The following is a 25,958-nucleotide window of genomic DNA, read 5'->3' as shown; positions in this document are numbered from 1 at the left end:
CGACTCCCTGTGCGGCTTCAAAATCACTTTTGCCCAGGCACAGGAGACCGAGATAGGTCTTCACCACATCCCCGTGCGAAACCCTCGGCTGCCCGGGAACTTCCTTTTCCAACCGTTCGCACAGGCTTGTATAGCCGTTGATCAGGTTCCCTACCAGAGCCAAACCCGAGTGGCTGCTGTAGAAGGCTTTCGAAGACTGTTCGATCACAATTTTCTTCATGCGAGCACCTGCCAAGTGAAAGGTTGACAGGAGACTCTATAGCACAAAACACGTGTAAATTCAAAACCCTAGATAAGGTCTGATATTTGTTTGGTTAAAATCACACTCACGGATTAAGGTCTTCTACTACAGGCCAATCTACTTCTTAGGCACTTAATTCGGCTACCCGAAAGGTTTTAAAAGGATATCCATACCTTCAGACCCCTATAATACCACCACCACAAGCTGCCTTTTGACCCGAAAGCCTCGGGGATGCAGGCAGGGCCGAGACCCCGCGCCCAGGAGCGAGGAAAGCGGTTCCGACTGCGCCACCGTAAATCCGCCACGTTTCTACTCGCGCAATGAAGATGGACATTGCACGGCAATGAATCAACGTATTCTTCATCCTCGTTTCATCAATATAGGGAGAAAAATCGATGCCAAAGCGTGCTTTCATTACCGGAATCACAGGCCAAGATGCAGCGTACCTGGCGAAATTTCTACTGGAAAAGGACTACGAAGTTTACGGGGCCTACCGGCGCAGCGCCTCGGTCAACCTGTGGCGACTCCACGACCTGCAACTGGATGGCAAGGTGAAGCTGGTGCCCATGGATCTCCTGGAGCTCACCAACATCATGCGGACTATCCAGGAGATCGCGCCGGATGAGATCTACAACCTGGCGGCCCAGAGCTTTGTGGGGATCTCTTTCGACCAGCTGATCTACACCACCAACGTGAACGCGGTCGGGGTCGCCTACCTGCTGGAATCGGTGCGGACCATCCGACCGGAGGCCAGGTTCTACCAGGCTTCGACATCCGAGATGTTCGGCAAGGTGCAGGAAGTGCCCCAGAACGAGAAGACCCCTTTCTACCCGCGCAGCCCTTATGCGGTGGCCAAACTCTACGGCCACTGGATCACGGTAAACTACCGGGAAGCCCACGGCATGCACGCCTCCTCCGGAATCCTCTTCAACCACGAATCCCCCCTGAGAGGCCGGGAGTTCGTCACCCGTAAGATTACGGCAAGTCTTGCCAAGATCAAACACGGCCAGCAGGAGGTGCTGGAACTGGGAAACCTGGACGCCAAGAGGGATTGGGGCTTCGCGGGCGATTACGTGGAAGGCATGTGGCTGATGCTCCAGCAGCCCACAGCCGACGACTACGTGCTGGCCACAGGAGAAAGCCGGTCGGTCCGCGAGTTCGTGGAGACCGCTGCGGCCCAGCTGGGGTTCCAGATCGCCTGGGAAGGCGAAGGGGCGGATACCAAGGGCATCGACAGGAAGACGGGGGCCGTGATCGTTCGGGTGAACCCGGCGTTCTACAGGCCCGCCGAAGTGGATTACTTGCTGGGCGATTCCACCAAGGCAAGAACGAAACTGGGATGGACCCCCAAGGTGACCTTCGAAGAGCTGGTGGAGATGATGGTGAAGGCCGACATGGACCGCGCGGCCCGTGGAGAACTTGAACATCTGAACTTCTAGAAGCCCCTCGGGAGCGGTGTTTCGGTTTTGACCCGGCACACGCTAACACGTTCCGCAAGATGAGCTGAGACGGTCATGCGAATTCTGGTCACGGGAGCGAGCGGCTTCATCGGCAGCGCGCTGGTGCGCCGGCTGGCGGGGCGGGAGGGCCTGCAGGTCATCGCGATGGGCCGGTCCACACCCCACGGGTTGCCGGAGGATGTGGTTCCATTGCAGACCGGTGACTTCCTCCATCTCCGGAGCAATCCGTTACCCCCCTGGAAACCGGACGTGTGCATCCATCTCGCCGCCCGGGTCGACGCGCCGCCCCGCGGGCGGGAGAACAACGAGGGATCCTTTCACCTCACCAACACGGTAGCAACGGTCCGCCTGGCCCGATGGGCCGCCGAGGCGGGCGTGCGCCGGTTCATCTTCATCAGTTCGGCCAAGGTCCATGGGGAGACGTCCAGACCCGGCCGCCCGTTTCGCGAAGATGATCCCGCGGCACCCGAGGACGCCTACGCCCGTTCCAAATGGGATGCGGAAAGAGCCTTGGAGGAAATCTCCCGGGAAACGGGAATGGAGCTGGTCGTCATTCGCCCGCCCCTGGTTTACGGACCGGGAGTGAAGGGAAACTTCGCGCGGCTCATGGGATGGATGAGACGCGGCATCCCCCTGCCCCTGGGGGCGGTTCGCGACAACCGCCGAAGCCTGGCGGCCCTGGACAATTTGGTGGATCTGATTGAAACCTGCGTAGAGCATCCGGCCGCCGCGGGACATGCCTTCTTGGTCTCGGACGGAGAAGATCTCTCGACGGCCGAGCTGCTGCGCCGCCTGGCGCTTGCCATGGGACGCCGCTCCCCAAGGCTGCTCCCCGTTCCCGCGCCGCTCCTGGAGACAACCGCCCAGCTCCTGGGAAGACAGGACATGGTCCGCCGTCTCCTGGGTTCCTTTCAGCTGGATATTTTCAAGGCCCGGCGCCTATTGGGTTGGGTGCCGCCCGTGGGCGTGGACGAGGCGCTCCGGCGCACGGCCCAACAGAAGGCGGCCGCCGCGTATACCCGCCGCCGTCCGCAGAGAATGGACCCGCGCGCAGAGCAGCCCCCGAATTCCCGCTGGATCCGCGTGTCCGATGTGCTTTTTTCGGCACTGGGACTCGCGGCGGCGGCGCCTCTCATGGCCGTGATCTGCGCGCTCAACAACCGGGACGGCCATTCCCCTCTTTTCCGCCAGGTCCGCGTGGGGCGCCACGGACAACCCTTCACCCTGGTCAAATTCCGGACCATGAAGCCCGAAACCCCTTCCGTGGCCACGCACATGGCGGATCCGGCTCACGTCACGCCCTTGGGGCGCCGGCTCAGGCGCACCAAGCTGGACGAACTGCCGCAGCTCTTCAACGTGCTGAAAGGAGACATGAGCCTGGTGGGACCGCGCCCCTGCCTTTACTCTCAGAGGGAGCTCATCGAGGCGAGAGAAAAACTCGGGGTCCACCGGGCCCGGCCCGGCATCACGGGCCTCGCCCAAGTTAAAGGCATCGACATGTCCACGCCGGAACTCCTGGCCGAAACCGATCGGCGCCTGATTGAAACCCTGACGCCCGCCGATTACTTGCGCTATATCGTGGAGACCCTCCTGGGCAGGGGACGCGAAGACCGCATCCGATCCAAGGACTAGGCGACCCGGGTAGCCGCGGGGCCGGAGCCCCGCAGCGACCCGATGGTTCTCAGCGAGGCATTGGATGATCGTGTATCAGGTCTCCGCGCCCTCCCCGTCTCCCTCTTAAAGAGGCAAACTTTCGCCGCCGTTCACAGGACTTTCAACGCGTTCGGAAGGGCCTTCGGGGGACGCCGCCGTCCGCTTCTCATACCGGAGGGGCTGGAAGACCCGGGGATCCCGGACGACCCGCTGGACCATGCGCTGGGCCATGGTGCGCGGGCCCGCCGAAAAACGAAAGATCGAACCCAGGGACGCCAAGGCGTCCTTCACTCCCTCGGCGGAAAGGGGGATGTTGATCCAGCCGCCGACGAAGGTGTCCGTCCCCCGGTCGTCATCGTCCAGCACTTCCAGGCTGATGCACACGTACGCGTTGGGACGAACCTCCAGCCTGCCCCGGAATCCTTCCAGGTTGTCCCCCACGTCCGAATCGAACCAGTAGCCCCCGGCAAAAACCCGCGTCTCCACCCGGTCGCTCACCACCGGCACCAGCACGCCCACCTCCGCGTCGAGCCCTTCCAGGGCCTCCTCATAGGCCCGGTAGGTGACCGTCGCGCCGTTGGCCGACCTCACGAAGTCCCGCTCGGGAACCCTCTCCTTCTCGTCCCCCACCGCCAGGTAGCCGTTGGCCCGGGCTTCCACCCACCGGCCCAGGACCTCCACGCCCAAACCCATGCGTTCGAAATCGTTTCCGAACCGGGTCCAGTCATGGTCGTAGTAGGCGTTGGCCCCCAGGATCCAATCCGTTCGGTGCATCAGCCGAAATCCCACGCCCACGCTCACCGTCTCCGCATCGTCGTCGTCCATGCGGCCCGTGGCGTCCAGGAATGCCAGCGCCCGGGAATCCCCCCAGAAGGGTACGAACAGGTTGGCGAACCCCTCCGCGCGGGGCTCCGCACCCCCCAAGCCGCCGAACCCGCCCAGCCGAAGCTGTCCCGGCCACGGTCCCGGGCCCCAGTCGCCCGCCGAGGCGACTCCCCCCACGGCAACCAGGACCATCCCGACCGTCACGACTCCGACCCACACAAACCGTCTGATCCCCGTCATGGCAACCTCCTTTCGGTCCTCGGGTTCCTGTGAAAGAAAACCGCGCTTGGACGCGGATGACTCATGCCCGATGCCCACAGAGGTTCGGCGGTGAAAGCGAACGGCGTCTCGTCGGATTCAGCAACCGCAGGAAAGGAAAGGCTTTTTCTGTAGATTAGAACAATCGGCGGAAGCAAGTAAAGGGGGAGAAGGCCTCACTGGAAGCGGACCCGAAAGGCATCGGCTTCCTGCACCCATACCTGCCGGAATCCCCAGCGATCCTTCCAATGGGACACGTTGCTCCGGAGCGGACCCATGACTTCGCTCAGCCGGCGGGGGGGCGCGTGGACCTCGAGCGAGGCCGGGGACGGTTCGGCATCCCCCTGTCCGGCTTGGCTCCCACCGTTCCAACGGGCCGCCGCCCGTTCCAAGGCGGCGTCCACGCGGCGGCGCCACTGGCGGGAGCGGACCAGGTGGCCGAAGGCCGGATGGCGGGGGCCGGAAAGCACCGCGCCGGGGGCGTCCAGGGCGGGATCGGGATGCAGGCCCATGCGGGCGATGGCAATGCCCGCCTTATCGAAGCGGTCCGCGGCCCAGGCGCACCGGTCCACGGCCTCTTCCAGTTCCAGGGGCCGGTAGCGGCCGTCCCGGTACCAGCGGGCCAGCATCGTACCGGAAAGGACCAGGGTCGGGTAGAGCCGCACGAAGTCGGGGGCGAGTTCCACCACCCGCAGCACGCTTCGGCGCCACCGGTCTTCCGTTTCGGTGGGAAGGCCCACCATGAGCTGCAATCCCAGCCGCCGGCCCCATTCCCGCACCGCGCGGCAGGCCGCCGTCACCCGGGCCGCGTCGTAGCCCCGCCGTGAAGCTTCCAGCACCGCGTCGTCCAGGCTCTGGGCTCCGATTTCCACCGTGCGAACGGGGTATTCCGCCAGAAGATCCAGAACGTCCCCTTCCAGGGCGTCCGGGCGGGTGGAAAAGCGGATCCCCGTAAAGGCGCCCCGATCCGTCCAGGAGGCCGCTTCCCGGAGAAGAGCCCGCAGGGACTCCCGGTCCAGCGCCGTGAAGGTGCCGCCGTAGAAGGCGATTTCGCCGGGCCTTCCCGTTTCCAGCGCCCGCCGGCCGTGTTCGGCCACCGCCTTCACGCCATGGGTCACGGCGTCCGACGGCGCCCGCTCCGGCAGGCCCGTCACGGCGTGCTGGTTGCAATAGACGCACCGGAAGGGGCACCCCTGCTGGGGCAGAAAGACGGGATAGATGACGGGCCTTTTCACGCGGAGGTCTCCTGCAGCAACTTCCGAAGCCGACGATCCCGGCCGCCCCAAGCGCGAAAGAACCGGTCGCGTGGGGGCTTCGTCGCAGCCCTCAAGGGCTGCGCTACGAAAGATGCGGTCCTTGCAGCTCACGCTCAGGGACTTGGAAGGCCCGGTGAGTGTAGGGGCGAAAGATCTTTCGCCCCTACAGTTCCGGCTTCTCGCGTCGCAAACTCACACATCGCAGTCCTTCGGCATCTCCAACCAGGACGCGGCACGCCGGGCGTACTCCTCGGGCACCCGGCCGACCTTGCGCGCCGCCCCGTGATGGCAAATATTAGGAGCCGCCATGCAGGATGTCCTTTAGGGCCTGATCAAGCAAGGGTTTCATGTCCAGGTACCGGCTTATCACGTAAGTCACCCGGTCGAGCCGAAACTCATCGTCTGCACTCGAAAGCACCCGCCCTTGAAACACTCGGAATTGAAACGGGATGGGGGTTTCATTGAGAATCCGAACATCCGCGGGAAGATTCCTCTGCAGCACGGAGCGAATCGCACCGCGCACAGCTTCCGAGAGCTCGTCTTCGTAATGGAATCGGGAAGAAACGGCTCGGTCGGCCCGCAGCCAGACGGCGATGTCCACGTCCCGGAAAGGTTCCCCGGCCGCAAAGGATCCATGGGCATAGGAAAACCTAATCTGAGCGATTTTTTCTTCGGGTGTCTCTTACACCGCGTGATTAGCGGGCGGGGATAAACCCCGCCCCTACCCAAGGGAGCATTGCATTTCTTTTGCCTAATCTGAGCGATTTTTTCTTCGGGTGTCTCTTACACCGCGTGATTAGCGGGCGGGGATAAACCCCGCCCCTACCCAATGGGTCCGGGGCTTTTTGTAGGGGCGGGCTTTACGCCCGCCCTTCAGGAGCTGTCCATTAGAAAGAACCGTCCAATTCAGGGAAAAAACAATCGCGTCCCGGCGACGCAGGACCTCCGCGATCACCTCCAGGCACTTTTCCCGCTCCCGCTCCTCGAGTCGGTGCACGGTCCACCCCGTGGGCGCCGGAACAAAGGTGGCGGCACCTTTCCTGTCCATCACGACTCCCCCAGCCTTTCCACGGCCTTTCGGGCCGCGTCCTGTTCGGCGGCCTTCTTGCTCTTTCCAGACCCCCGGGCCAAAATTTCGTCGTCCAGGGTCACGGCCACGTGGAAGGTCTTGTCGTGGTCCGGGCCGTCCTCGCCTTCCACGGCATAGGCCGGCGTCCGGCGGAAGCGGGCCTGGGTGATCTCCTGCAGCCGGGTCTTGAAGTCCTTGTCCAGCGTCCTCAAGGGATCGGCCGCCTCCGCTTCCTCTTCCAGCAGAGGACCCAGGAACTTCCGCACCACCCGGAAGGCCGCCTCCAGGCCCCCGTCCAGATAGACGGCCCCCAGCACGGCCTCCACAGCGTCGGCGATGAGCGACGGCTTGTCACGCCCGCCGGACTGCTCCTCGCCTTTCCCCAACAGGAGAAGCCGGCCCAGGCCCATGGCCCGGCCCACCTGGGCCAGGCGCCTCTCGTTTACCAGCGACGCCCGCAGCCTGGACAAATCCCCCTCGTTCAGATCCGGAAACCGCTCCACCAGCAGGTGCGCCATGGTGACGCTCAGGACCGCATCGCCCAGAAATTCCAAACGCTCGTTGTCCCCCGCCGCCTTTTCCGGGTTTTCGTGGGCGTAGGACCGGTGCACCAGGGCCTGTCGGAGGAGCGAGGGATCCCGGAATCGATGTTCCAGAGCATCGGTCAGCTTTTGCAAGGAAGTTGCCATGTCCGCCTTTTCCTGCTACCAGATAGGAGTGCCATCGTTCGGAAGGCACGCCTTTTCGAGAGTGTTCCCTGATTCTTTCCGCAACCCCAAGTCCTGTCAAGGTGCCAGATGAAAACCGGATCATCCCCCGGCATGAAAGGGCCGATCCCATGATCGTGTGGATCAACCACGTGGAGCCGGACGTCTCCCGGTTCGTCTTCCTGGACCGGGACGGGGTGTTGAACCGCGACAGCCCCCACTACATCAAGAGTTGGGACGAGTTCCACTTCTACCCGGACGCCCTGGACGCCCTTCGGATCCTTCGGGAGCGGCGCGTGGGCGTGGTGGTCGTGAGCAACCAGTCGGCCTTGAACCGCGGCCTCATGGGCTTCGACGCCTTCTTCGAGCTTCACCGGAACATGGCGGCCGAGATCCGACGATACGGCGGGGACATCACCGCCGCCTTCTTCTGCCCGCACCGGCCGGACGAGGGCTGCCAATGCCGCAAGCCCGCCCCCGGGATGCTCCGGGCGGCCGCCCGCCTCTACCCCCTGGATCCATCGCAGACCTTCTTCGTGGGCGACAAGGTATCGGACCTGGACGCGGCCCGAAACGCCGGATGCCGGCCCGTGCTTCTTCGCCGGGACGGGATCTCCGGCCCCCTTCCGGCCCACGTGCCCATTTACACGACCCTGCTGGATGCAGTAGAAGATCTTTTTCCCGGCACCGGCTAGGGGTTTGCCCGAGAGCTCCGTAAACCGTCACTGACGCGCAATCGGGAGTTCACAATGTGCTGGCAGTCCATGCTGGACCCTCGCCTTCGCGGGGATGACGGATGGCCGTTGAAAGGGCGGATCAGCAGTGCCCAAACGGCACGGTTCCTGTTCATGGTGCAAGGGCGGGCATAAAGCCCGCCCCGACAAAAGACGCTGATCCCTCGGGTAGGGGCGGGGTTTATCCCCGCCCGCTCATCCCTTGGTATAGGAGAAACCCGATGAAAAGAACGGCCATGCCCCGGGCGCTGGTGGCGCAAAGCCCTTCTCGCGCAGGCTCGGAAGAACGCCCCGGCGGAAGGGGCATGGTGGTCACGCACAGGAGGCACACAGGTGGAGGAAGGCCAAGTGGAAGCATGTGAGACCCAAAACGGCACCCCGAAAGTCCCCGTGGAGCAACAGGGCATCGCCAATTACACCCGCGTCTTTTACAATCCCCCCACCCCTCAACTCTACGAGCAGGCCATCCGAAGGCAGGAAGGGCTCCTGGCCCACCGCGGCCCCCTGGTGGTCCGCACGGGCACCTTCACGGGACGGGCCCCCAACGACAAGTTCCTGGTCCGGGAACCTTCCAGCGAGGACAAGATCTGGTGGGGGCAGGTGAACCGCCCCTTCGACGCGGCGGACTTCGACCGGCTCCACGCCCGCCTGCTGGCCTACCTGCAGGGCCGCGAAATCTACGTCCAGGACTGCTACGCCGGGGCCGATCCCGCCTACCGCGTTCCCATCCGGGTCGTCACCGAGATGGCCTGGCAGAGCCTGTTCGCCCGCAACATGTTCATCCGGATCCAGGACCCGGCCCAGTACGCGGCCTTTGAACCGGAATACACGGTGATCGCCGCTCCGCACTTCCGGGCCGACCCCGAGCTGGACCACACCCGCTCGGAAGCCTTCATCCTCATCCACTTCGGCAAAAAGCTCATCCTGATCGGCGGCACGGGCTACGGCGGGGAGATCAAAAAGTCCATCTTCACCATGATGAACTTCGTCCTGCCCCAGCGCGGGGTCTTTCCCATGCACTGCTCGGCCAACGTGGGCCCCGACGGCCGGGCGGCCATCTTCTTCGGCCTTTCCGGAACGGGAAAAACGAGCCTTTCCGCCGACCCCGACCGCACCCTGGTGGGCGACGACGAGCACGGCTGGAGCGACAACGGGATCTTCAACTTCGAAGGGGGCTGCTACGCCAAGGTGATCCGTTTGTCGCCGGAAGCCGAACCCCAGATCTACGCCTGCACGCGCCGGTTCGGAACGGTGCTGGAAAACGTGGCCATCGACGCTCGAACCCGCCTGGTGGACCTGGACGACGATTCGCTCACGGAAAACACCCGGGCCGCCTATCCCCTCCATTTCATCGACAACACCTCCCGCACGGGCACCGCTCCCCATCCCCGGGACATCATCATGCTCACCTGCGACGCCTTCGGGGTGCTGCCGCCTATCTCCCGGTTGAGTCCCCAGGAGGCCATGTACCACTTCCTTTCGGGCTACACGGCCAAGGTGGCCGGAACCGAAGCGGGCATCACCGAACCCCAGGCCACCTTCAGCACCTGCTTCGGAGCTCCCTTCATGGCTCTGCCGCCGGCGGTCTACGCCCGGCTTCTCGGGGAGCGCATGCAAAAGCACCAGGCCCGCTGCTGGCTCATCAACACGGGCTGGTCCGGCGGCGGTTACGGCGTGGGAAAGCGGATCGACATCCGATACACCCGGGCCATGGTGCACGCGGCCCTGAACGGAGCCCTGGACGAGGTTCCCTTCGAAAGGGAACCCTTCTTCGGGCTGCACATCCCCACCGCCTGCCCGGGCGTGCCCGAAAAGATCCTGCGCCCCCAGGAAACCTGGCGGGACAAGGACGCCTACCGCCGGCAGGCCGAGCACCTGAAGGGCCTCTTTCGCGAAAACTTCCAGGCCTTCGCCGATTCGGTGGATCCGGACGTGCGCCGTGTGATGGGGTGAGGGGTGAGGGGTGAGGGGTGAGGAGTTAGGGGTGAGGCGTTAGGCGGGAGGCGCTGTGTGAGAAAAAACGGGCAAGGAAGGCGAACGGGCGTTCATTCGTCATGAACGCCTTGTGGGAGCGGCGCCCGCCCTTCACGATTTCACGATTTCACGATTTCACGACTTCACGATTTCACGAAAAGAAGGGAGGAAGCCATGTTCTTTCCGCCGTTTCTCATCCTGTTCTTCTTTTTGTTTCTCTTCCTCCTTTTCTTTCTCTTCGGACTGGTCAAGTTCGGCCTCTTCGCCGTGGCCTTCGCCAAGCTGGGCATCCCGCCCGAGCAGCTCTTCAGCCTGCTCTTTCTGTGCATCGTGGGGAGCATGGTGAACATCCCCATCAAGCGCATCCGCTTGGAAGAGGAGCCCCTGGAGCTGCAGGTGGTCTCCTTTTTCGGGATCCGCTACCGGGTGCCGCGCCGGCGGCGGCCCCGGGAGATGGTGCTGGCGGTGAACGTGGGAGGCGCGGTGATTCCCACCTGCATCTCCCTCTACCTTCTGGCCCACGCCCAGCATCCCGTGCGGATGCTCCTGGCCGTGGCCGTGGTCGCCTACGTGGTCCAGCGGATCGCCCGGCCCGTACCCGGCCTGGGGATCGCCACGCCCATGTTCATCCCGCCGCTGGCGGCGGCCCTGACGGCCCTGGTGATCAATCCCCACTGGGCGCCCCCCACGGCCTACGTGGCGGGAACCCTGGGGACGCTCATCGGCGCCGACATCCTGAATCTCAACCGGATCAAGGAGCTGCAGGCTCCGGTGGCGTCCATCGGAGGAGCGGGCACCTTCGACGGGGTCTTCCTCACCGGGATCCTGGCCGTGCTCCTGTCGTGGTAAAAGAGGAAAAAGGTCAAAGGCGAAAGGTCCAAGGGAAAAGGAGAACGGGAGCCCGTCTTTCTGTTCTCCCCCTTCACCCCTAACCTTCAGCCCTTCACCTTTCACCTTTCACCTTTCACCTTTCGCCTTTTGCCTTTAACCTTTAACCTTTCACCTTTTACCTCGTCCCTCTCACGGAGGAATGCTCATGTCTCGAAGTGCCGTTTATTTCATCGATCTTCGTGCGGACGACGACTGCAACCTGCTGGACAAGATCGGCCTGCTCCTGAAGGAGGCGGGCCTGGCCAAACGCATCCCCAAGGGGGGACTCACGGCGGTGAAGATCCACTTCGGAGAGCGGGGAAACACCGCCTTCGTGCGGCCCATCCTGGTGCGACCCATCGTGGAGGCCGTCAAGGCGGCCGGGGGAAAGCCCTTCCTCACCGACGCCAGCACCCTCTACGTGGGCACCCGCGGAAACGCCGTGGACCACACCCTCACGGCCCTCATGCACGGGTTCGGCCTGGAAGTGACGGGAGCGCCCATCGTGATCGCCGACGGCCTGAACGGCCGGGACGAGGTGGGGATTCCGGTCTGTCTCAAGAACTGCGAGGAAACCTACATCGGGTCGGCCATCGCCCGGGCGGACGCCCTGGTTTCCGTGGCCCATTTCAAGCTCCACGAAGCGGCCGGCTTCGGAGGGGCCATCAAGAACGTGGGCATGGGGGGAGCGTCCCGCCGCGGGAAGCTCCATCAGCATTCGGGCGTGGAGCCCAAGATCAAGCCCAAGAAGTGCGTGGCCTGCGGTTCGTGTATCAAGGTGTGCGCCCACGACGCCCTCTCCCTGGTGGAGCGGGACGCCTCCATGGCCCGCCCCAAGGACTCGATCCGGAAGGTGGCCCGGATCGACCCGGAAAAGTGCGTGGGCTGCGCCTCCTGCATCCACGCCTGCCCGGAAGGGGCCATCGACATCAACTGGGACAAGGATCTTCCCCGCTTCATGGAACGGATGGTGGAATACACGGCCGGAGCCCTCTACGGCAAGGAAGAGCGGTCCTTTTTCATCAACTTCCTCACCCAGATCTCGCCCGCCTGCGACTGCCACCCGTCGGCGGACGCTCCCATCGTGGGGGACATCGGCATTCTGGCCTCGGCCGACCCCGTGGCCATCGACCAGGCGTCGGTGGACCTGGTGAACGCCCAGCCGGTGCTTCCCCATTCCCATCTCAGCGGCAAGGACCCCGAACCAAAGGACAAGTTCCGGGCCGTCTATCCCAAGATCGACTGGGAGCACCAGTTGGACTACGCGGAAACGGTGGGGCTGGGCCGCCGCGCCTACGAGCTCATCCGGGTGACGCCCCCCAAGAAAAAGAAGGGCCGCTGAAGCCGCCGCCCCTTGCCAACACAGAGCCGTTTGTGTAAAAGGGCGGTGGAAGTGCCAAGCTCACTGGTGGGGCTCCCGGACTTCAAATCCGGTGTGGGGCGCTGAGGGGCGTCCCAGGTGGGTTCGATTCCCATGCACTTCCGCCACACGAACAAAAAACCCCCGGAAACGGGGGTTTTTTTTTGCCCGGGAAAATCCCTGGGAGCTTCTCCGAAGCCATTACAGAAGACCGTTTTTCTCGTAGCGCAGCCCTTCAGGGCTGCGGAAAATCCCCCTAACGTCGGGTGGGCCATCGGGCCCGCTGCCTGTTATGGGGTGACGACGGCCCTTTTCCGCGGGGCTTCAGCCCCGCGGAAGAAGCGTCTCCTTGTCTTCATCGCTTATCCGTGTTTCATAAAAGATATCGGGAGACTATAAGCCAAGACAACCGGATCCGCGAGGGCGGGCCATGCCCGACTCGAAGATCAAACGGCGTGGACGCCGCCGATTGAAGAGCTTTTCCTATACGGGCACATGGGCCCATTCCATCACCCTGTACACTCACCAACGCCAACACCTTTTCAAATCCCGCCAAATCGTCCATCCTGTCCTTCATATCCTCCAAGACACGGCAGAGCGTTTCGGCTTTCGCATCTGGGCCTACTGCTTCATGCCGGATCATCTCCACATCTTGGTTCAGGGCTCCGCCCCACGGTCCCACCAGCCGGGGTTTATGCACCGTTTCAAGCAGATGAGTGGGTATGCCCATAAACGACAACACGGACGAAAGCTGTGGCAGGAAAGCTATTATGAACACATTTTGCGAACCGAGGAAACCATCGCGGCCGTTGCCAGGTACATCTTCGAGAACCCAGTTCGCAAGGGTCTGGTGGAGACTCCTGCGGAATGGCCCTTTTCAGGGTTCCTGGAAGGAATCGATCCCAAAGTCATTTGAATCAACGGGCGGCACCGGCCGCAGCCCTAAAGGGCTGCGCTACGACGAACTCCACCGATTCTTGGGGCTTGCGCGAAAGGCCCCACACGCCTGCCGGATGGCACCGGATGATTGTTGGTAGCCGCGGGGCTTCAGCCCCGCGGGAGCGTTTCCGTCAGGCAGGGGAAGCCCGGTGCGGGTTCCGCTGCTCCAGAGCGCTCAAGAGCGCATAAAGCGTTTCCATGCGGGGAACGGGAACCCCCAGGTCCCGGGCGATGCCCACGGCGTTTCCCAGGATGGCCTCCACCTCCATGGGCCGTCCCGCCTCGTAGTCCAGAAGCATGCTGGTCTTGTAGGGGGTCATCTTTCGGGTGTCGGAGATCATACGGTCCACCACGTCGTCCGGAAGCGGCCGCCGCGCCGCCGACGCCACCGCGCAGACTTCTTCCATCACGGCCCGCACCAGGCGGGTCATCTCCTCGCTTTCCAGCATCTCCCGGGTGCTGGCTCCGCCTGACAAAACCGAGATGGGATTGAAGGGGGCGTTCCACACCAGCTTCTGCCAGCGGGCCCGGACCACGTCGGGACTCACCTCGCAGGGCACCCCCGCCTTCCGGAACAGCTCCGCCAGGGCTTCGGCCGTCCCGGACGATCCTTCTGGATAGCGGCCGATGACGATGCGGCCGTAGTCTTGATGGCACACCCGGCCCGGGCCGGTGCGGCTCACGCAGATGAAGGCGAGACCGCTGATGATTTCGTTATCCGGAAAGGCCTCCGCGATGGGCCGCTCGATGTCCACTCCGTTCTGGATGAGAAGGACGGCCGTGCCGGGTCCCACCGCCGGGCGGATGAGATCCGCCACGGGGATCTCGGGAAGGACCTTGAGGCCCACCAGCACCACGTCAGGAGGCGTCTCCACTTCCGAAGCCGACCGCAGCACCGTATGGGGCCGAAAGACGAAATCCCCCGCCGGGCTTTCCACCGAGATGCCGCGATCCGCCACCGTATCGTAATCGCTTCGGGCCACCACCGAAACACGCGCACCGGCCTGGGACAGACGGCCGCCGTAGTAGCCGCCGATGGCCCCGGTGCCCACCACCAGAATGTCCATAGGCTCCCTTTCCTATTTCACCGCAGAGACACAGAGGACGCAGAGCGGACCTCGGATCGGGGCGGCGTCTCAGCACGCCGATCCGAAAAGCTCCCTCTCCGCGACCCCTGCGCCTCCGCGCTAACATTTTTCATATCCGTCCGCGCCGCGCCTCACCCCTAACGCCTAACGCCTAACGATTCACGATTCACGATTCACGATTTACGATTCACGATTCACGATTCACGATTCACGCCGGACACCTCCAGCAGGCGCACCTCCACGGGCACGCCGAATTCCTGGCGAAGTTCGAAGGCGGCGGTCCTCACGATCCGCTCCAGTTCCTTGATCTCGTCGGAAAAGAGCCGCTCGTCCACACCCAGCCGGACCTCCAGGCCCCTGTACGTCCCCCGTTCTTCCACGCCCACGTGAACCACGGACGGTTCATGGCCCAGAGTCTCCTTCAGACGCAAGACCACCTGGCCTTTCTGGATCTTCACCCCCTGGAGCACCATGAGATCGTCGATTCTTTCGGGCAGCCATTCCAGGCGCGTCAAGGTCCTCCCGCACGGGCAGGGATCGGGCACCACCCGCACCCGGTCTCCCGTGCGGAAGCGGATGAGCGGAAACGCCTGGGTGGTGAGGCTCGTCAGCACCAGCTCTCCCGGCTCCCCGAGCCCCACCGGTTTCCGGGACTCGGGGTCCAGCACCTCCGCCACGAAATGGTCTTCGGCCACGTGCAGCCCGTGGTGCTCCCCGCATTCGAAGGCCATGGCGGGTCCCGGAATCTCGCTCAGGCCGTAATGGATCCAGGTGGTCACGTGGAGCCGCTCTTCCAGAAAACGCCTCTGGGCCTCATCCACCGGTTCCCCGACCAGCACGAGGGTCTTCAGGGCGAGCTGGGTGGGGTTGATCCCGGCCGCAAACAGGCTCTCTTCCATCTGCGCGGCGGAGCTGGGCGTGGTGATGAGCACCGAGGTCTTGTAGTCGCGCAGCACCATGATCTGCTTGGCCAGATGCAGCGCGTTCAGCGGGATGACACTGGCCTGGAGAGCTTCCGCCCCGTCCTTGTAATCCCGGCCCCAGTTGGCCAGCCCGGGATGGAGGACGATCTGCACGATGTCATCGGCCGTGACCGCGGCGGCCCGGAGCGCCCGGGCCGTCAGGTCGCGCCAGACGCGGAGATCCCGGAGGGTGTAGCCGCTCACGGTGGGATTTCCCGCCGTTCCCGGAGCCGTATGGATCCGCACGATGTCCCGAAGGGGGACGGCGAAGAGCCCGTAGGGATAGTGTTCGCTGAAGTGGCGCCGCTCGGTGAAGGGCAGCTTGGCCAGGTCCTCCAGGCTCGTGATGTCCTGGGGAGACACTCCCGCTTCCAGGAACCGATTTCGGTAAAAGGGCACGTTCTTGAAGGCGCGGTTGCACGACACCTGCACCTGTTCCAGCTGCATCTGCCGCCGATCGGCCGGGTCCAGATATTCGCCGTTGCCGTTTCCGGCACCACCCATCATCAGGCCCTCCCTTCCACGAATTCCTTGTAATCCCGGCCCAGATAGGCCCGTTTGACTTCCTGGTCCTCCAGAAGGTCCCGGGCGCGGCCCTGGAGCACCATGCGGCCCGTTTCCAGAACGTAGCCGCGGTCGGCCAAGGCCAGAGCGCCCTGGGCGTTTTGCTCCACGAGAAGGAACGTCAGGCCCTCGTCCCGGAGTCTTGCGATGATCTGGAAGATCTTTTCCACCAAAAGCGGCGCCAGCCCCGTGGTGGGTTCGTCCAGAAGGAGCAGCCTGGGGCGGGTCATGAGCGCCCGACCGATGGCCAGCATCTGCTGCTCCCCGCCGGAAAGGGTGCCGGCCGGCTGGTTCCGACGTTCCGCCAGGATGGGAAAGAGCTCGTACACCCTTTGGAGTTCTTCTTCCACGCCCTGCTTGTCGCCGCGGCGCAATCGAAGGTAGGCCCCCAGCCGCAGGTTGTCCAGGACGCTCAGGGGCGGAAAGATCCACCTGCCCTCGGGAACCAGTCCCACGCCCATGGACACGATCTCCGGCGGTTTCCTCCCCGAAAGCTCCCGGCCTTCAAACAGGATCTCGCCGGTCCACTGGGGAAGCAGGCCGCTCACGGCCTTGAGCAGCGTGCTCTTGCCCGCGCCGTTGGCCCCCACCAGCGCCACCACCTCACCCGGGCGCACCGAAAGGCTCACCCCGTGCAACACCTCTATGCGGCCGTAGCCGCCTCGAAGATTTCGGATCGTCAGCATGGCTCCGTCCGTGTAAGGGGAAAGGGGAAAGGGGAAAGGGGAAAGGTTAAAGGCTAAAGGCTAAAGGTTAAAGGGGAAAGGTTAAAGGTTAAAGGGGAAAGGTTAAAGGCCAAAGGTTAAAGGGGAAAGGGGTAAGGAGAACGGGCAAGTGGCTAGGAGTTTGGGCTTTGCCTCTTTCACCTTTCACCTTTCACCTTTCACCTTTCACCTTTCACCTTTCACCTTTCACCTTTCACCTTTCACCTTTTACCTTTTACCTTTTACCTTTTACCTTTTACCTTTCACCTTTTACCTTGCCCCTTCCTCCCCAGATATGCCTCCATCACGGCCTCGTCCGACTGGATCTCCCGGGGTGTTCCTTCGGCCAGCTTTCGCCCCCGGTCCAGCACCACGATCCGGTCGGAAATATCCATGGTGAGGTTCATGTCGTGTTCCACCAGCACCACGGTGATCCCGCGGGACCGGATCTGCTGGATGAGATCGGCCAGGGCCTCCGTTTCCACGGCGTTCAACCCCGCGGCGGGCTCATCCAAAAGGAGCAGGCGGGGTTCCGACGCCAGGGCCCGGGCGATCTCCACCAGCCGTTGCCAACCGAACGGCAGATCACCGCTCATTTTGTGGGCGGCCTCTTCCAGGCCCACAAAGCGCAGAAGATCCATGGCGGCCTCCCGGGACTGTCGTTCCTCACGGCCCACCCAGGGCCAACGCGCCATGGCTCCCACCAAACCGCAGCGGGTGCGAACGTGGCGGCCCACCAGCACGTTTTCCAGAACCGTCATGCTGGGAAAGAGCTCCACGTTCTGGAAGGTCCTGGCGATGCCCCGCGCCACCAATTCATGCATGGGGCGGCCGTGGATCTCGGTGCCGTCCAGAACGATCCGGCCCTCGTCCGGAGCATAGACGCCCGTAATCACATTGAAGAGCGTGGTCTTTCCCGCGCCGTTGGGGCCGATGACGGCCTGGATGTGCCCCTCCCGCACCTGGAAGTGCACCCGGTAGAGGGCCTGCACTCCGCCGAAGGCCTTGGATACGTTCTCGATGTTTAGCATTGTCCGGTCCAACATTGCTTATCCGTCAGTCGTTAGGCGTAAGGCGTTAGGCCCTAGGCGTTAGGCGTCTCCCCCCCTTTTCAAAGCCGGCAATCACCCATACTTGAGGCCGCGGGCAGGGGGGTTGTCTTGCCGGTTCAGGGGTTGTTTACCCTGCATGCATGTGGCGGTCCCGGCGGGCGGGCATGAAGCCCGCCCCTGCAAAAGCGCATGGACCACTCGGGTAGGGTCGGGGGAATTGCCCGCAGCAGCCTCGCCCCCTATCCCTCGCCTCACGCCTTACGCCTCACCCCTCACGCCTCACGCGCTCCACCGCATCCAGCATCCCCCGGGTGAGTCCCTGGGGCAGGAAGATCATGACCACCATGAGCACCAGGCCGTAGACGGTCATTTCGTAATCGGAAAAGACGTGGAGCCATTCGGGCAGCATGGTGATGACGGAGGCGCCGAAAAGCGATCCCCAGATGCTCGCCATGCCGCCGATGACCACCATGGTGACCATGCGGATGGACATGAGAAAGTCGAAGGAGCTGGGGCTGATGAATCCCACCAGGTGGGCGTAGAGGAATCCGGCCAGGGCCGCCAGAACCGCGCTGAAGGAAAAGATGACCGCCTTGAGGCGGCCCGTGTCGATCCCGCATGCGGCGGCGGCCCCCTGACTGTCGCCCAAAGCGCGAAGAGCCCGGCCGATGCGAGAGTCCACCAGGCGGCTGCAGAGAAAAAAGGCCGTCAGCACGGTCACCCACACCAGGATCATGCCGCTTCGGCCCAGGCTCAGGACCGTCCCGCCCACCTGGAGCGGCGGAATGCCCACCATGCCCGACGCACCGCCCGTCATGGAATCCCATTCCCGAAAGATCACATGGGCGATGATCCCCAGCCCCAGGGTTCCCATGGCCAGGTAGTATCCGGAAAGTTTCAGGGTGGGCCGGCCGATGACGTAGGCCAGCCATCCGGCGGCGGTCAGCACCACGGGAAAGGCCGCCCAGGGCGACCACCCGTAATGGGTGGTGAGGATGCCGGTGCCATAGGCCCCCAGGCCGTAGAAGGCCGCATGGCCGAGGGAGATCTGGCCCGCATAGCCCATGAGCATGTTGAGGCCCAGGGCCAGCAGGGTGTGGATGCCGATGATGGTGAGCAGTTGCTGGTGGTAGGCGTTGGAGACGGTCACGGAGGCCACGGCGATGACGCCCGCAAACGCCGCCGTGGCCCAAACCCTGTTCTTTCCGGTCACAGAACCTCCCCTGGTGTCCGTCTGAACGGAACGTTGCGCTCACACGGGAACCCTCCCGGTGACCCGTCCCGTGAAAGCCCCCCTTCCACCACCCCGCACACAAACGGGATGCTTCCAAAGGGTTGGTCTATCTCTGCGCGCTTGGCGGGCGGGGGTAAACCCCGCCCCTACCCAAAAACCAAATCGGGCATGCAGCGGCGGGCCGGATACCCGCCCGTCGGAAACGCCCAACGAGAACGGAACCTCCCATTTTGCCATACACCATGGCCCGTACACCTCGGCGACGCGTTGTTCGTAGATGGGTCTCCCCCATCAACCGACAAGGGATCCGACGTCTTCCGTAGCCGCGGGGCTTCAGTCCCGCCGAGAGGATCCATCCCAGCCACACGAAACAACACGCCAGGCCCGAGGATCCATCCGGGGTTCGGGGATTCCTCCGCAGACCTGAAGGGCTGCGCTACGAGAAAAGCCGTCAACCTCAGCCTTTTGGGAGCTTGTCCGAAAACGAACCCGTAAGCCACTCCCCCTGGGAGCCCGGGCCTCCGGCCCGCACGAGAGGCGGGCGAGACGCCCGCACGCCCAGGAAAGCAGCGTTCCAGGACAAGCCCTTCAGAAACGCGTGGCCGCCTTTTGACCCAGGATCCCCGAAGGCCGGGCCATGAGGATGACCAGGAGGATCAGGAACGCGATGGCGTCCTTGATCCCGGACGAGACGAGGCCCACCCCCAGGGATTCCAGCACGCCCAGGAGCAGCCCTCCCACGGCCGCTCCCCAGTGGCTCCCCAGGCCCCCCAGCATGGCGGCGCAGAAGCCCTTGAGGCCCAGCATGGTCCCCATGTCGTAGGCGGCCATGGTGATGGGGGAGATGATGATCCCGCCGATGCCTCCCAGGGCGGCGCTCATGGCGAAGGCCAGCAGCACCATGCGGTCGCTGGGGATGCCCAGGATCCAGGCGCCGTTTCGGTTGATGGCGCAGGCCTCCATGGCCTTCCCGGTCAGGGTTCGCTTGGTGAAGAGGTGAAGCCCAGCCATGAGCAGAGCCACCACGGCCAGGATCCACAGGCTTTGAGGCATGATGGCGGCCCCCCCGATCCGGATGGGGGCCCCCGCCCCGAAGCCCGGAACGCTGTGAGGGTCCTTGCCCCAGACGAGCATGGCCAGGCCGCGCAAGAAGATGCTGGCTCCCACCGTGATGATAATGAGCGCGATGGGTTCCGGCTTCTTCACGGGTCGGATGGCCAGCCGCTCCAGCACCACGCCCAGCAGCCCCACCAGCAGGGTCACCGCGGGAAAGGCCGCCCACAGGGGCCAGCCCAGCGCAGACAGAAGGCTGAAGAGCCCCAAGGATCCCAGCATGACGAACTCACCCTGGGCGAAGTTCACCAACTCCGTGGCGTTGTAGAGCATGGTGAAGCCCAAGGCGATCACGGCGTAGATAGCCCCCGCGGTGATCCCGCTCAGGAGGTATTGGAGAATTTCGCTCATGGTATTCTGACGTTACCTACTGGAGCAGCTTCCAGGTGCCGTTTCGGATTTCCACCATGACGAAAGCGTCTTCGCCCAGGCCGTTGTGGTCCTTTTCCGAGAAGTTGAAGGTGCCGCTGACCCCCACGTGGCCCGAGATCTTTTCCAGGTTGTCCCGGATCTTGGCCTTGTCTCCGCCCGTTCCCTCCATGGCCTTGGCCAGCAGGTGCATGGCGTCGTAGGCGTAGCCGCCGAACCCGGACACACCGCCGCCGTAGCGCTTGTTGTAGTCGGCGATGTATTGGAGCAGCACCGGCTTTTGCGGATCACTTTCCGGCAGAAGATCCGCCACCAGGATCTTGCCCGTGGGAAGGCGCACGCCCTCGGCCGCCTCACCCGCCAGCTCGATGAACTTGGGCGACGCCACGCCGTGACTCTGGTAGAGCGGGATGGTCATGCCCAGCTGGCGCATGTTCTTGGCCACCACGGCCGGTCCCGGATTGGTGCCCCAACAGATGACCGCGTCGGGCTCTTCCTTGCGGATCTTGGTGAGCTGGGCCGTCATGTCCGTATCGCCCGCACCGAAGGCCTGTTCACTCACCACCTGGATGCCGTAGTTCCCGGCCTGCTGCAGCAGCTGGTCCCGGCCGCTCACGCCGAAGGCGTTGGTGACCGTGAGAATCCCCACCTTCTTAATGCCGTGCTTCTGCATGTGCTTGTAGATGGCCGCCACGGCCAGCACGTCGCTTTGGGCCGTCTTGAAAACCCACGGCTTGACCGGTTCCACGATCTGGATGCCGGCCGCACAGCTGATGAAAGGCACGCCCAGCCGTTCCACGATGGGAACCACCGCCAGCGTGGTGGGCGTGCGGCTCGGGCCGATAATGGCCACCACGTTGTCCTTGCTGATGAGCTTGTTGACGGCCAGCACGGTCTTGGTGGGATCCCCTTCTGTGTCGTAGATCACGGCTTCCACCGGATGCCCGTCGATGCCGCCCCGGGCGTTGATCTCATCCACGGCCATCTCCAGGCTCTTCTTTTCCGGGTCTCCCAGGAAGGAGGCGGGGCCGGTCACGGCAAAGATGCCGCCGATCTTGTAGGCCTCGGCGGCAAAGACCGTCGGAGCGCACCAAAGCATACCCAGCGCCACCACCAGTGCCGTCATCCAACAGATCGACTTCATGCTTCTTCTCTTCATGGCACAACCTCCCTCCCGTCCTGGGATGAAAGGGTGAAGGTCCGGAGCCGCACCGGCGGCGGCGTCCGGCCGGCACCCGTTACATGGTGTAGACCTTGCTCCCGTTGATCACCGTGACACCGTTTTCCGTGAGCACCCGAACCGCCTCGTCCAGGTTGTCGAACCGGAAGATGATCACCGCGTTGTTGCCGCTCTGCTGGACAAAGGCGTACATGTACTCCACGTTGATGCCGGCCTTGCGAAGGATGTCCAGAATCCGGTGGAGCCCGCCCGGCCGATCCTCCACCTCCACGGCCACCACGTCGGTCTTTCCCACGGTGAATCCTCCGGCCTTCAGGGCCTGCTTGGCCTTTTCGTTGTCGTTGACGATCAGGCGAAGGATTCCGAAGTCCGATGTGTCCGCCAGGGACAGGGCCCGGATGTTCACTCCGGCCTCCGAAAGGATCCGGGTCACTTCCGCCAGCCGTCCCGCCTTGTTTTCCAAAAAGACCGAAATCTGTTCCACGCGCATCCTCGGTCCTCCTTTCCTTGCTGTTGTCGATTCGTTGGGGGTTTTTGCGCCTGGGGCCTCAGGAAATTTCCTGAATCCCACTGAATTCCCGCCGGTTGCGGCAGCCGGCCCTCCCGGGCGGCGAAATGCGCTTTCGCGCCAGGGCGTCCAGGAGCCTCTCTGAAAATGGCTCATTTGCCCCTTCCAACGTCCCCTCCGTCATCCCCGCGAAAGCGGGGATCCGGCATTTCCGGCAACTTATGGACTCCCGCCTGCGCGGGAGTGACGGTTGGGGGAGTTCTCGGACATGCTCCTAGCGGGCTGTCCGGAAACGCCGCGGATGACCGCTTTTCTCGTAGCGCAGCCCTTTAGGGCTGCGGGGGATCCACCGCCCGCCGGATAGGCCATCGCATTGGGCCTGTCACTTCCCGGAGTTACGATAACTCTTTCCGGCGGGGCTGAAGCCCCGCGGCTACTAAAAGAACGGTAATTCCTTGGGAGCCTGCGTCGCAATGCCAGTGTCGGACAGCCTTCTAAAGCTTGCGGTTGTCGATCACCCGCACGGCCTTGCCCTCGCTTCGCGCGATGCTCTTGGGCTCCACCAGCTTCACTTTAGCAGAAACCCCCAGGTACTCCTTGATGTTTTTGGCAATGAGCTTTTCCAGGTGCTGCAGGCCCTTGATCTCGTCGGTGAAAGCCTTCTCTCCCACTTCCACCATGACGGTGAGCATGTCCAGCGTGCCTTCCCGGTCCACCACCAGCTGGTAGTGGGGCTCCACGCCGTCGATTTCCATGAGCACGCTCTCGATCTGGGACGGAAAGACGTTCACCCCGCGTATGATGAGCATGTCGTCGGTTCGGCCGCTCACCCGGTTCATGCGCACGTGGGTGCGCCCGCAGATGCAGGGCTCCGGATTGAGGCTCGTGATGTCCCGGGTGCGGTACCGGATCACGGGGAAGGCTTCCTTGGTGATGGACGTGAAGACCAGCTCGCCCGTCTCCCCGTAGGGAAGCACTTCGCCCGTTTCCGGATTGATGATCTCGGGGATGAAATGATCCTCGAAGATGTGGAGCCCCGCCTTGGCTTCCAGACATTCCACGGCCACGCCCGGCCCGATCACCTCGCTCAGCCCGTAGATGTCCACGGCGTCCAGGTTGAGCTTTTTCTCGATCTCATGGCGCATCTTTTCCGACCACGGCTCCGCCCCGAAGATGCCCGCCTTGAACTTCAGGTCCTTGAAGTCCACACCCATCTCCTCGGCCACTTCCGCCAGATGAAGTGCGTAGGACGGGGTGCAGGTGAGGATGGTGGCACCGAAATCCTTCATGATCATGATCTGGCGCTTGGTGTTTCCGCCCGAAATGGGGATGACGGACGCCCCCAACCGCTCCGCGCCGTAATGGACGCCCAGGCCCCCCGTGAAGAGGCCGTAACCGTAGGCATTGTGGATGATGTCGCCCCGGGTGGCCCCGGCCGCCGCCAGGGACCGGGCCATCAGCTCCGCCCACGTGTTCACGTCCCGGGCCGTGTAGCCCACCACCGTGGGCTTTCCCGTGGTACCCGACGAGGCGTGGATGCGCACCACGTTGTCCATGGGCACGGCGAACAGGCCGAACGGATAGTTGTCCCGAAGGTCCTGCTTGGTGGTGAACGGCACCCGCCTGAGATCGTCCAGGGACTTCATGTCCGCAGGCTTGAAACCGGCCTCGTCGAAGCGCTTCCTGTAGAAAGGCACCGTGGCGTAGACCCGCTGGAGCGTGGCCTGCAGGCGCCTCAGTTGGATGGCTTCCAAGGCTTCGCGAGGCATGGTTTCGAACTCGATGTCGTGGATCATCCTTCCCCTTCTCCTTTCCCTGTAAGGTTCCCCCAGCGCGAAAACGCAAAGACCGACAAAAAAGGCCGTGAGTTCCCGGTGAACCCACGGCCCTTAAAACAGGAACAGCCATGGGTTCCGTTTTCGTCCACCCATGGCTGCCTTTCTTCCTCGGCTACGGTCCGCTTCGCCTACCTTCCCCGGCCATGGGCAGACTTCCTAAAAAAGAAGCCCCCGAAAAAACCGAAAAAGCGAAAGCGAAAGAACCGGTTGTCCATGTCCGTATCGTCGTCCCTCTATGTTGCGGGTTTGTGGTTGCGGCGTTCCAAGCTGATTAGCCAATGAACGCAGGTCCTGTCAAGCGGAAAGAATCCTCGAGGGCGGGTGTGAAGGGGTAAGGAGTAAGGGGTGAGGGGGCGGGGAGATGGGCAGGGCGGCGGGGGGATTAGAAACCGATGATTGGCAAATTTCATCGGAACCCGGCACTCCGGAGATGGTTTGGGAGAGATCCCGTTGCGGCAGGAGAGGGACCCTTCCCCCTGGACCTCCTCGTCAAATCTCTGGAGATAGCTTCGGCGAGGTCCCTTTGCGGTAGGGGCGATTCGCGAACCGCCCCTACGTCGGTGGCGTCCGGCTCTTGCATCATGCAGGGGGAACGGGGCGGGCCCACGCCATGCCGGCGGAAATCGGGTGGGTCCGGGGGCCTGCCCGGGAACGGCTCTCCGACACAGGAGCCCGGGCATGGCCGCTCTCTTCGTAGCCGCGGGGCTTCAGCCCCGCGGGAAAGGGGCACCGTAACCCCTGGAAGTCGCAAGCACTCCACCCGGCGGACCATACGACATTCGGCGGCTCCTCCGCAGCCCTCAAGGGCTGCGCTACCAAAGAAGGGCCGTTCCGCCCGGTCACAACGCTCCACCCCAAAAAAGACGGGCCGAGCACGGGCGTCTTGTGGGAGCGCCGCAAGGCGCAATGGGCCTGGGCCGGCCACCCCCTGCTCGGCTTTCGCCGCTCCCAAAGTTCTTCATCGGAAGATTGGGACTTCCTGCAATTGGGGGCTTGCGGCGCTACAGGGCGTTTCTTTCCGCCTGGAGGAGGCCGTCGCCGGGATAGGCCCCTTCCGTCTTCAACGCCAGGTCGTAGTAGCCCCGGGCCCCTTCTCGGTCGCCCTTCTTGGCCGCCAGGCGCGCCTGGTGCCAGAGGCACTCGCGCTTCAGACCGTCATCGGCCTTGTCCGCCAGGCCGGACCAGGCGGCCAGGGCTTCATCCACCCGCCCCAGGGCCTCCAGGGTCAGCGCCCGACCGTAGTCCACCGCCAGGTCCAGGGACGATCCCCGGGGGATCTCGCCGGCGGCCCGATCGTACCACTGAAGGGCTTCCTCGTGGCGGGCGGCTTCCTGAAGCAGCCGTGCCATGTCCACCATGGCCAAGGCTGCGGCCCCCGTTCCCCGGTGTTTCTCCAGGAAGGCCGTGAACGCGTCGAGTCGGGCTTTCAGCGCATCCTGATTCCGGGGATCCACCGGCCCGTCGGCCGTGAGTCGCGCGTAGTCCCGGCCGGCGCTGCGCTCCTTGGACTGGTTGTAAAGCCCCACGCCCCAGACGATGAGTGTCACCAGCACGATCCCCCCGACGGCTCCGGCCAGGTAGACCATGTTCGTCCGGCCCCATTCCAGCAGGCGATCCGTGAAGCTCAGGATCTCCTCGGCCTTTTCCGTGGGCTTCTTCTTCACCTTGATCTTCTTGGCTCCCAAAGCGTGTCCTCCCTATGACGGGCAAAGTCCGGTCCCCGCCCAAGCGGCGCAGGGCACATCTTCTTCAACGGCTACCCCTGATAGCAGAGGCCCGTGGAGAGGGTCAAGGGCCGAGGCGGATACGCCGCCAACGGACCACAGCGAGGCCCTGCTGGGAGGCGGTCCGAGACCGGCACGGGCGATCGTTCTTCCCATAGCGCAAACTTTCAGAGCTGGGGAAGAGCCCCCGGAGGTCGGATAGGCTATCGGGCATACTTTCTGTCACTCCAGTGGGTTGCGATCACCCTTCCCGGCGGAGCGGAAGCCCCGCGGCCA

At 63.7% G+C, this 25,958-nt stretch carries 22 protein-coding genes, 1 tRNA gene and 2 pseudogenes; 9 read left to right on the top strand and 16 right to left on the bottom strand.

The features are described from left to right. Positions 1-220 (bottom strand): annotated as a pseudogene (locus BUB04_RS14395) (IS1380 family transposase); the annotation flags it as partial. A gap of 416 nt (positions 221-636) precedes the next feature. On the opposite strand from BUB04_RS14395, the gene gmd reads away from it, so the two are divergent. Together gmd and BUB04_RS20145 are read left to right on the top strand one after the other, a co-directional pair. Further along, entirely contained in the window at positions 637-1,680 is a 1,044-nt protein-coding gene (gene gmd, locus BUB04_RS14390) for a GDP-mannose 4,6-dehydratase (protein WP_073040697.1), read from the top strand. Positions 1,681-1,755: 75 nt separating this feature from the next. After that, positions 1,756-3,333: a hybrid nucleoside-diphosphate sugar epimerase/sugar transferase gene (locus tag BUB04_RS20145; RefSeq protein WP_073040696.1), complete on the top strand. Its 1,578-nt coding sequence runs from the start codon at positions 1,756-1,758 to the stop codon at positions 3,331-3,333. Between the two features lie 105 nt (positions 3,334-3,438). Here the strand turns inward: BUB04_RS20145 and BUB04_RS14380 are convergent, their stop codons facing one another. From BUB04_RS14380 to rnc, 5 genes are all read right to left on the bottom strand, one after another. Then, the gene (locus BUB04_RS14380) at positions 3,439-4,419 is read right to left on the bottom strand and encodes an inverse autotransporter beta domain-containing protein (protein ID WP_073040694.1); all 981 of its coding nucleotides are present in this window, start codon (positions 4,417-4,419) and stop codon (positions 3,439-3,441) included. A gap of 194 nt (positions 4,420-4,613) precedes the next feature. Next, positions 4,614-5,672: an elongator complex protein 3 gene (locus BUB04_RS14375; RefSeq protein WP_073040692.1), complete on the bottom strand. Its 1,059-nt coding sequence runs from the start codon at positions 5,670-5,672 to the stop codon at positions 4,614-4,616. Between the two features lie 316 nt (positions 5,673-5,988). Further along, complete coding sequence (locus BUB04_RS14370; protein ID WP_281246606.1) at positions 5,989-6,348, bottom strand: nucleotidyltransferase domain-containing protein; 360 nt, start codon at positions 6,346-6,348, stop codon at positions 5,989-5,991. 141 nt (positions 6,349-6,489) lie between these two features. Further along, positions 6,490-6,741, bottom strand: coding sequence for a hypothetical protein (locus tag BUB04_RS14365; protein ID WP_073040689.1), 252 nt, complete (start codon positions 6,739-6,741; stop codon positions 6,490-6,492). Then, positions 6,741-7,451: a ribonuclease III gene (gene rnc, locus BUB04_RS14360; RefSeq protein WP_073040688.1), complete on the bottom strand. Its 711-nt coding sequence runs from the start codon at positions 7,449-7,451 to the stop codon at positions 6,741-6,743. The genes BUB04_RS14365 and rnc overlap by 1 nt, the downstream gene beginning before the upstream one ends. Positions 7,452-7,600: 149 nt before the next feature. On the opposite strand from rnc, the gene BUB04_RS14355 reads away from it, so the two are divergent. From BUB04_RS14355 to BUB04_RS14330, 6 genes are all read left to right on the top strand, one after another. Then, positions 7,601-8,164, top strand: coding sequence for a D-glycero-alpha-D-manno-heptose-1,7-bisphosphate 7-phosphatase (locus BUB04_RS14355; protein ID WP_073040686.1), 564 nt, complete (start codon positions 7,601-7,603; stop codon positions 8,162-8,164). A 372-nt stretch (positions 8,165-8,536) separates the two neighbouring features. Continuing rightward, positions 8,537-10,156 carry a phosphoenolpyruvate carboxykinase gene (locus BUB04_RS14350; RefSeq protein ID WP_245795204.1) on the top strand — a complete coding sequence of 540 codons (1,620 nt, stop codon included), beginning with the start codon at positions 8,537-8,539 and terminating at the stop codon, positions 10,154-10,156. A 195-nt stretch (positions 10,157-10,351) separates the two neighbouring features. Then, on the top strand, positions 10,352-11,026 hold the full coding sequence (locus tag BUB04_RS14345) for a DUF1614 domain-containing protein (RefSeq protein WP_073040684.1): 675 nt from the start codon (positions 10,352-10,354) through the stop codon (positions 11,024-11,026). Between the two features lie 187 nt (positions 11,027-11,213). After that, positions 11,214-12,389, top strand: a complete 1,176-nt coding sequence (locus BUB04_RS14340; protein ID WP_073040682.1) for a DUF362 domain-containing protein — start codon at positions 11,214-11,216, stop codon at positions 12,387-12,389. 47 nt (positions 12,390-12,436) lie between these two features. Continuing rightward, positions 12,437-12,535, top strand: a tRNA-Sec gene (locus BUB04_RS14335). A gap of 302 nt (positions 12,536-12,837) precedes the next feature. Next, positions 12,838-13,323, top strand: a complete 486-nt coding sequence (locus BUB04_RS14330; RefSeq protein WP_084076513.1) for an REP-associated tyrosine transposase — start codon at positions 12,838-12,840, stop codon at positions 13,321-13,323. Between the two features lie 154 nt (positions 13,324-13,477). Here BUB04_RS14330 and BUB04_RS14325 read toward each other — a convergent pair whose 3' ends face one another. From BUB04_RS14325 to BUB04_RS14285, 9 genes and pseudogenes are all read right to left on the bottom strand, one after another. Next, entirely contained in the window at positions 13,478-14,413 is a 936-nt protein-coding gene (locus tag BUB04_RS14325; protein WP_073040679.1) for a 2-dehydropantoate 2-reductase, read from the bottom strand. 215 nt (positions 14,414-14,628) lie between these two features. Further along, positions 14,629-15,903, bottom strand: coding sequence for a phenylacetate--CoA ligase family protein (locus BUB04_RS14320; protein ID WP_245795203.1), 1,275 nt, complete (start codon positions 15,901-15,903; stop codon positions 14,629-14,631). Beyond that, the gene (locus BUB04_RS14315; RefSeq protein WP_073040677.1) at positions 15,903-16,646 is read right to left on the bottom strand and encodes an ABC transporter ATP-binding protein; all 744 of its coding nucleotides are present in this window, start codon (positions 16,644-16,646) and stop codon (positions 15,903-15,905) included. The genes BUB04_RS14320 and BUB04_RS14315 overlap by 1 nt, the downstream gene beginning before the upstream one ends. Before the next feature lie 281 nt (positions 16,647-16,927). Beyond that, positions 16,928-17,710, bottom strand: coding sequence for an ABC transporter ATP-binding protein (locus BUB04_RS14310; RefSeq protein ID WP_245795202.1), 783 nt, complete (start codon positions 17,708-17,710; stop codon positions 16,928-16,930). A 271-nt stretch (positions 17,711-17,981) separates the two neighbouring features. Continuing rightward, positions 17,982-18,929: a branched-chain amino acid ABC transporter permease gene (locus BUB04_RS14305; protein WP_073040675.1), complete on the bottom strand. Its 948-nt coding sequence runs from the start codon at positions 18,927-18,929 to the stop codon at positions 17,982-17,984. A 609-nt stretch (positions 18,930-19,538) separates the two neighbouring features. Then, positions 19,539-20,414 carry a branched-chain amino acid ABC transporter permease gene (locus BUB04_RS14300; RefSeq protein WP_073040673.1) on the bottom strand — a complete coding sequence of 292 codons (876 nt, stop codon included), beginning with the start codon at positions 20,412-20,414 and terminating at the stop codon, positions 19,539-19,541. A gap of 16 nt (positions 20,415-20,430) precedes the next feature. Next, a complete protein-coding gene (locus BUB04_RS14295; RefSeq protein ID WP_218588478.1) occupies positions 20,431-21,591 on the bottom strand; it encodes an ABC transporter substrate-binding protein in 1,161 nt (386 codons plus the stop codon). A gap of 79 nt (positions 21,592-21,670) precedes the next feature. Further along, positions 21,671-22,102, bottom strand: coding sequence for an ACT domain-containing protein (locus BUB04_RS14290; protein WP_073040671.1), 432 nt, complete (start codon positions 22,100-22,102; stop codon positions 21,671-21,673). Between the two features lie 512 nt (positions 22,103-22,614). Then, a pseudogene (locus tag BUB04_RS14285) lies at positions 22,615-23,988 on the bottom strand (phenylacetate--CoA ligase family protein); the annotation flags it as partial. 38 nt (positions 23,989-24,026) lie between these two features. Here BUB04_RS14285 and BUB04_RS19425 point away from each other — a divergent pair. Further along, entirely contained in the window at positions 24,027-24,233 is a 207-nt protein-coding gene (locus BUB04_RS19425) for a hypothetical protein (RefSeq protein ID WP_178372002.1), read from the top strand. Positions 24,234-24,959: 726 nt separating this feature from the next. Here the strand turns inward: BUB04_RS19425 and BUB04_RS14280 are convergent. Next, positions 24,960-25,643 carry a YfgM family protein gene (locus BUB04_RS14280; protein ID WP_073040669.1) on the bottom strand — a complete coding sequence of 228 codons (684 nt, stop codon included), beginning with the start codon at positions 25,641-25,643 and terminating at the stop codon, positions 24,960-24,962. Positions 25,644-25,958: the final 315 nt, after the last annotated feature.

The sequence above is a fragment of the Desulfacinum infernum DSM 9756 genome (assembly GCF_900129305.1).
Lineage (GTDB): Bacteria > Desulfobacterota > Syntrophobacteria > Syntrophobacterales > DSM-9756 > Desulfacinum > Desulfacinum infernum.
The sequence above is the reverse complement of the archived record's forward strand: the minus strand, read 5'-3'. Positions and strand labels throughout refer to the sequence as shown.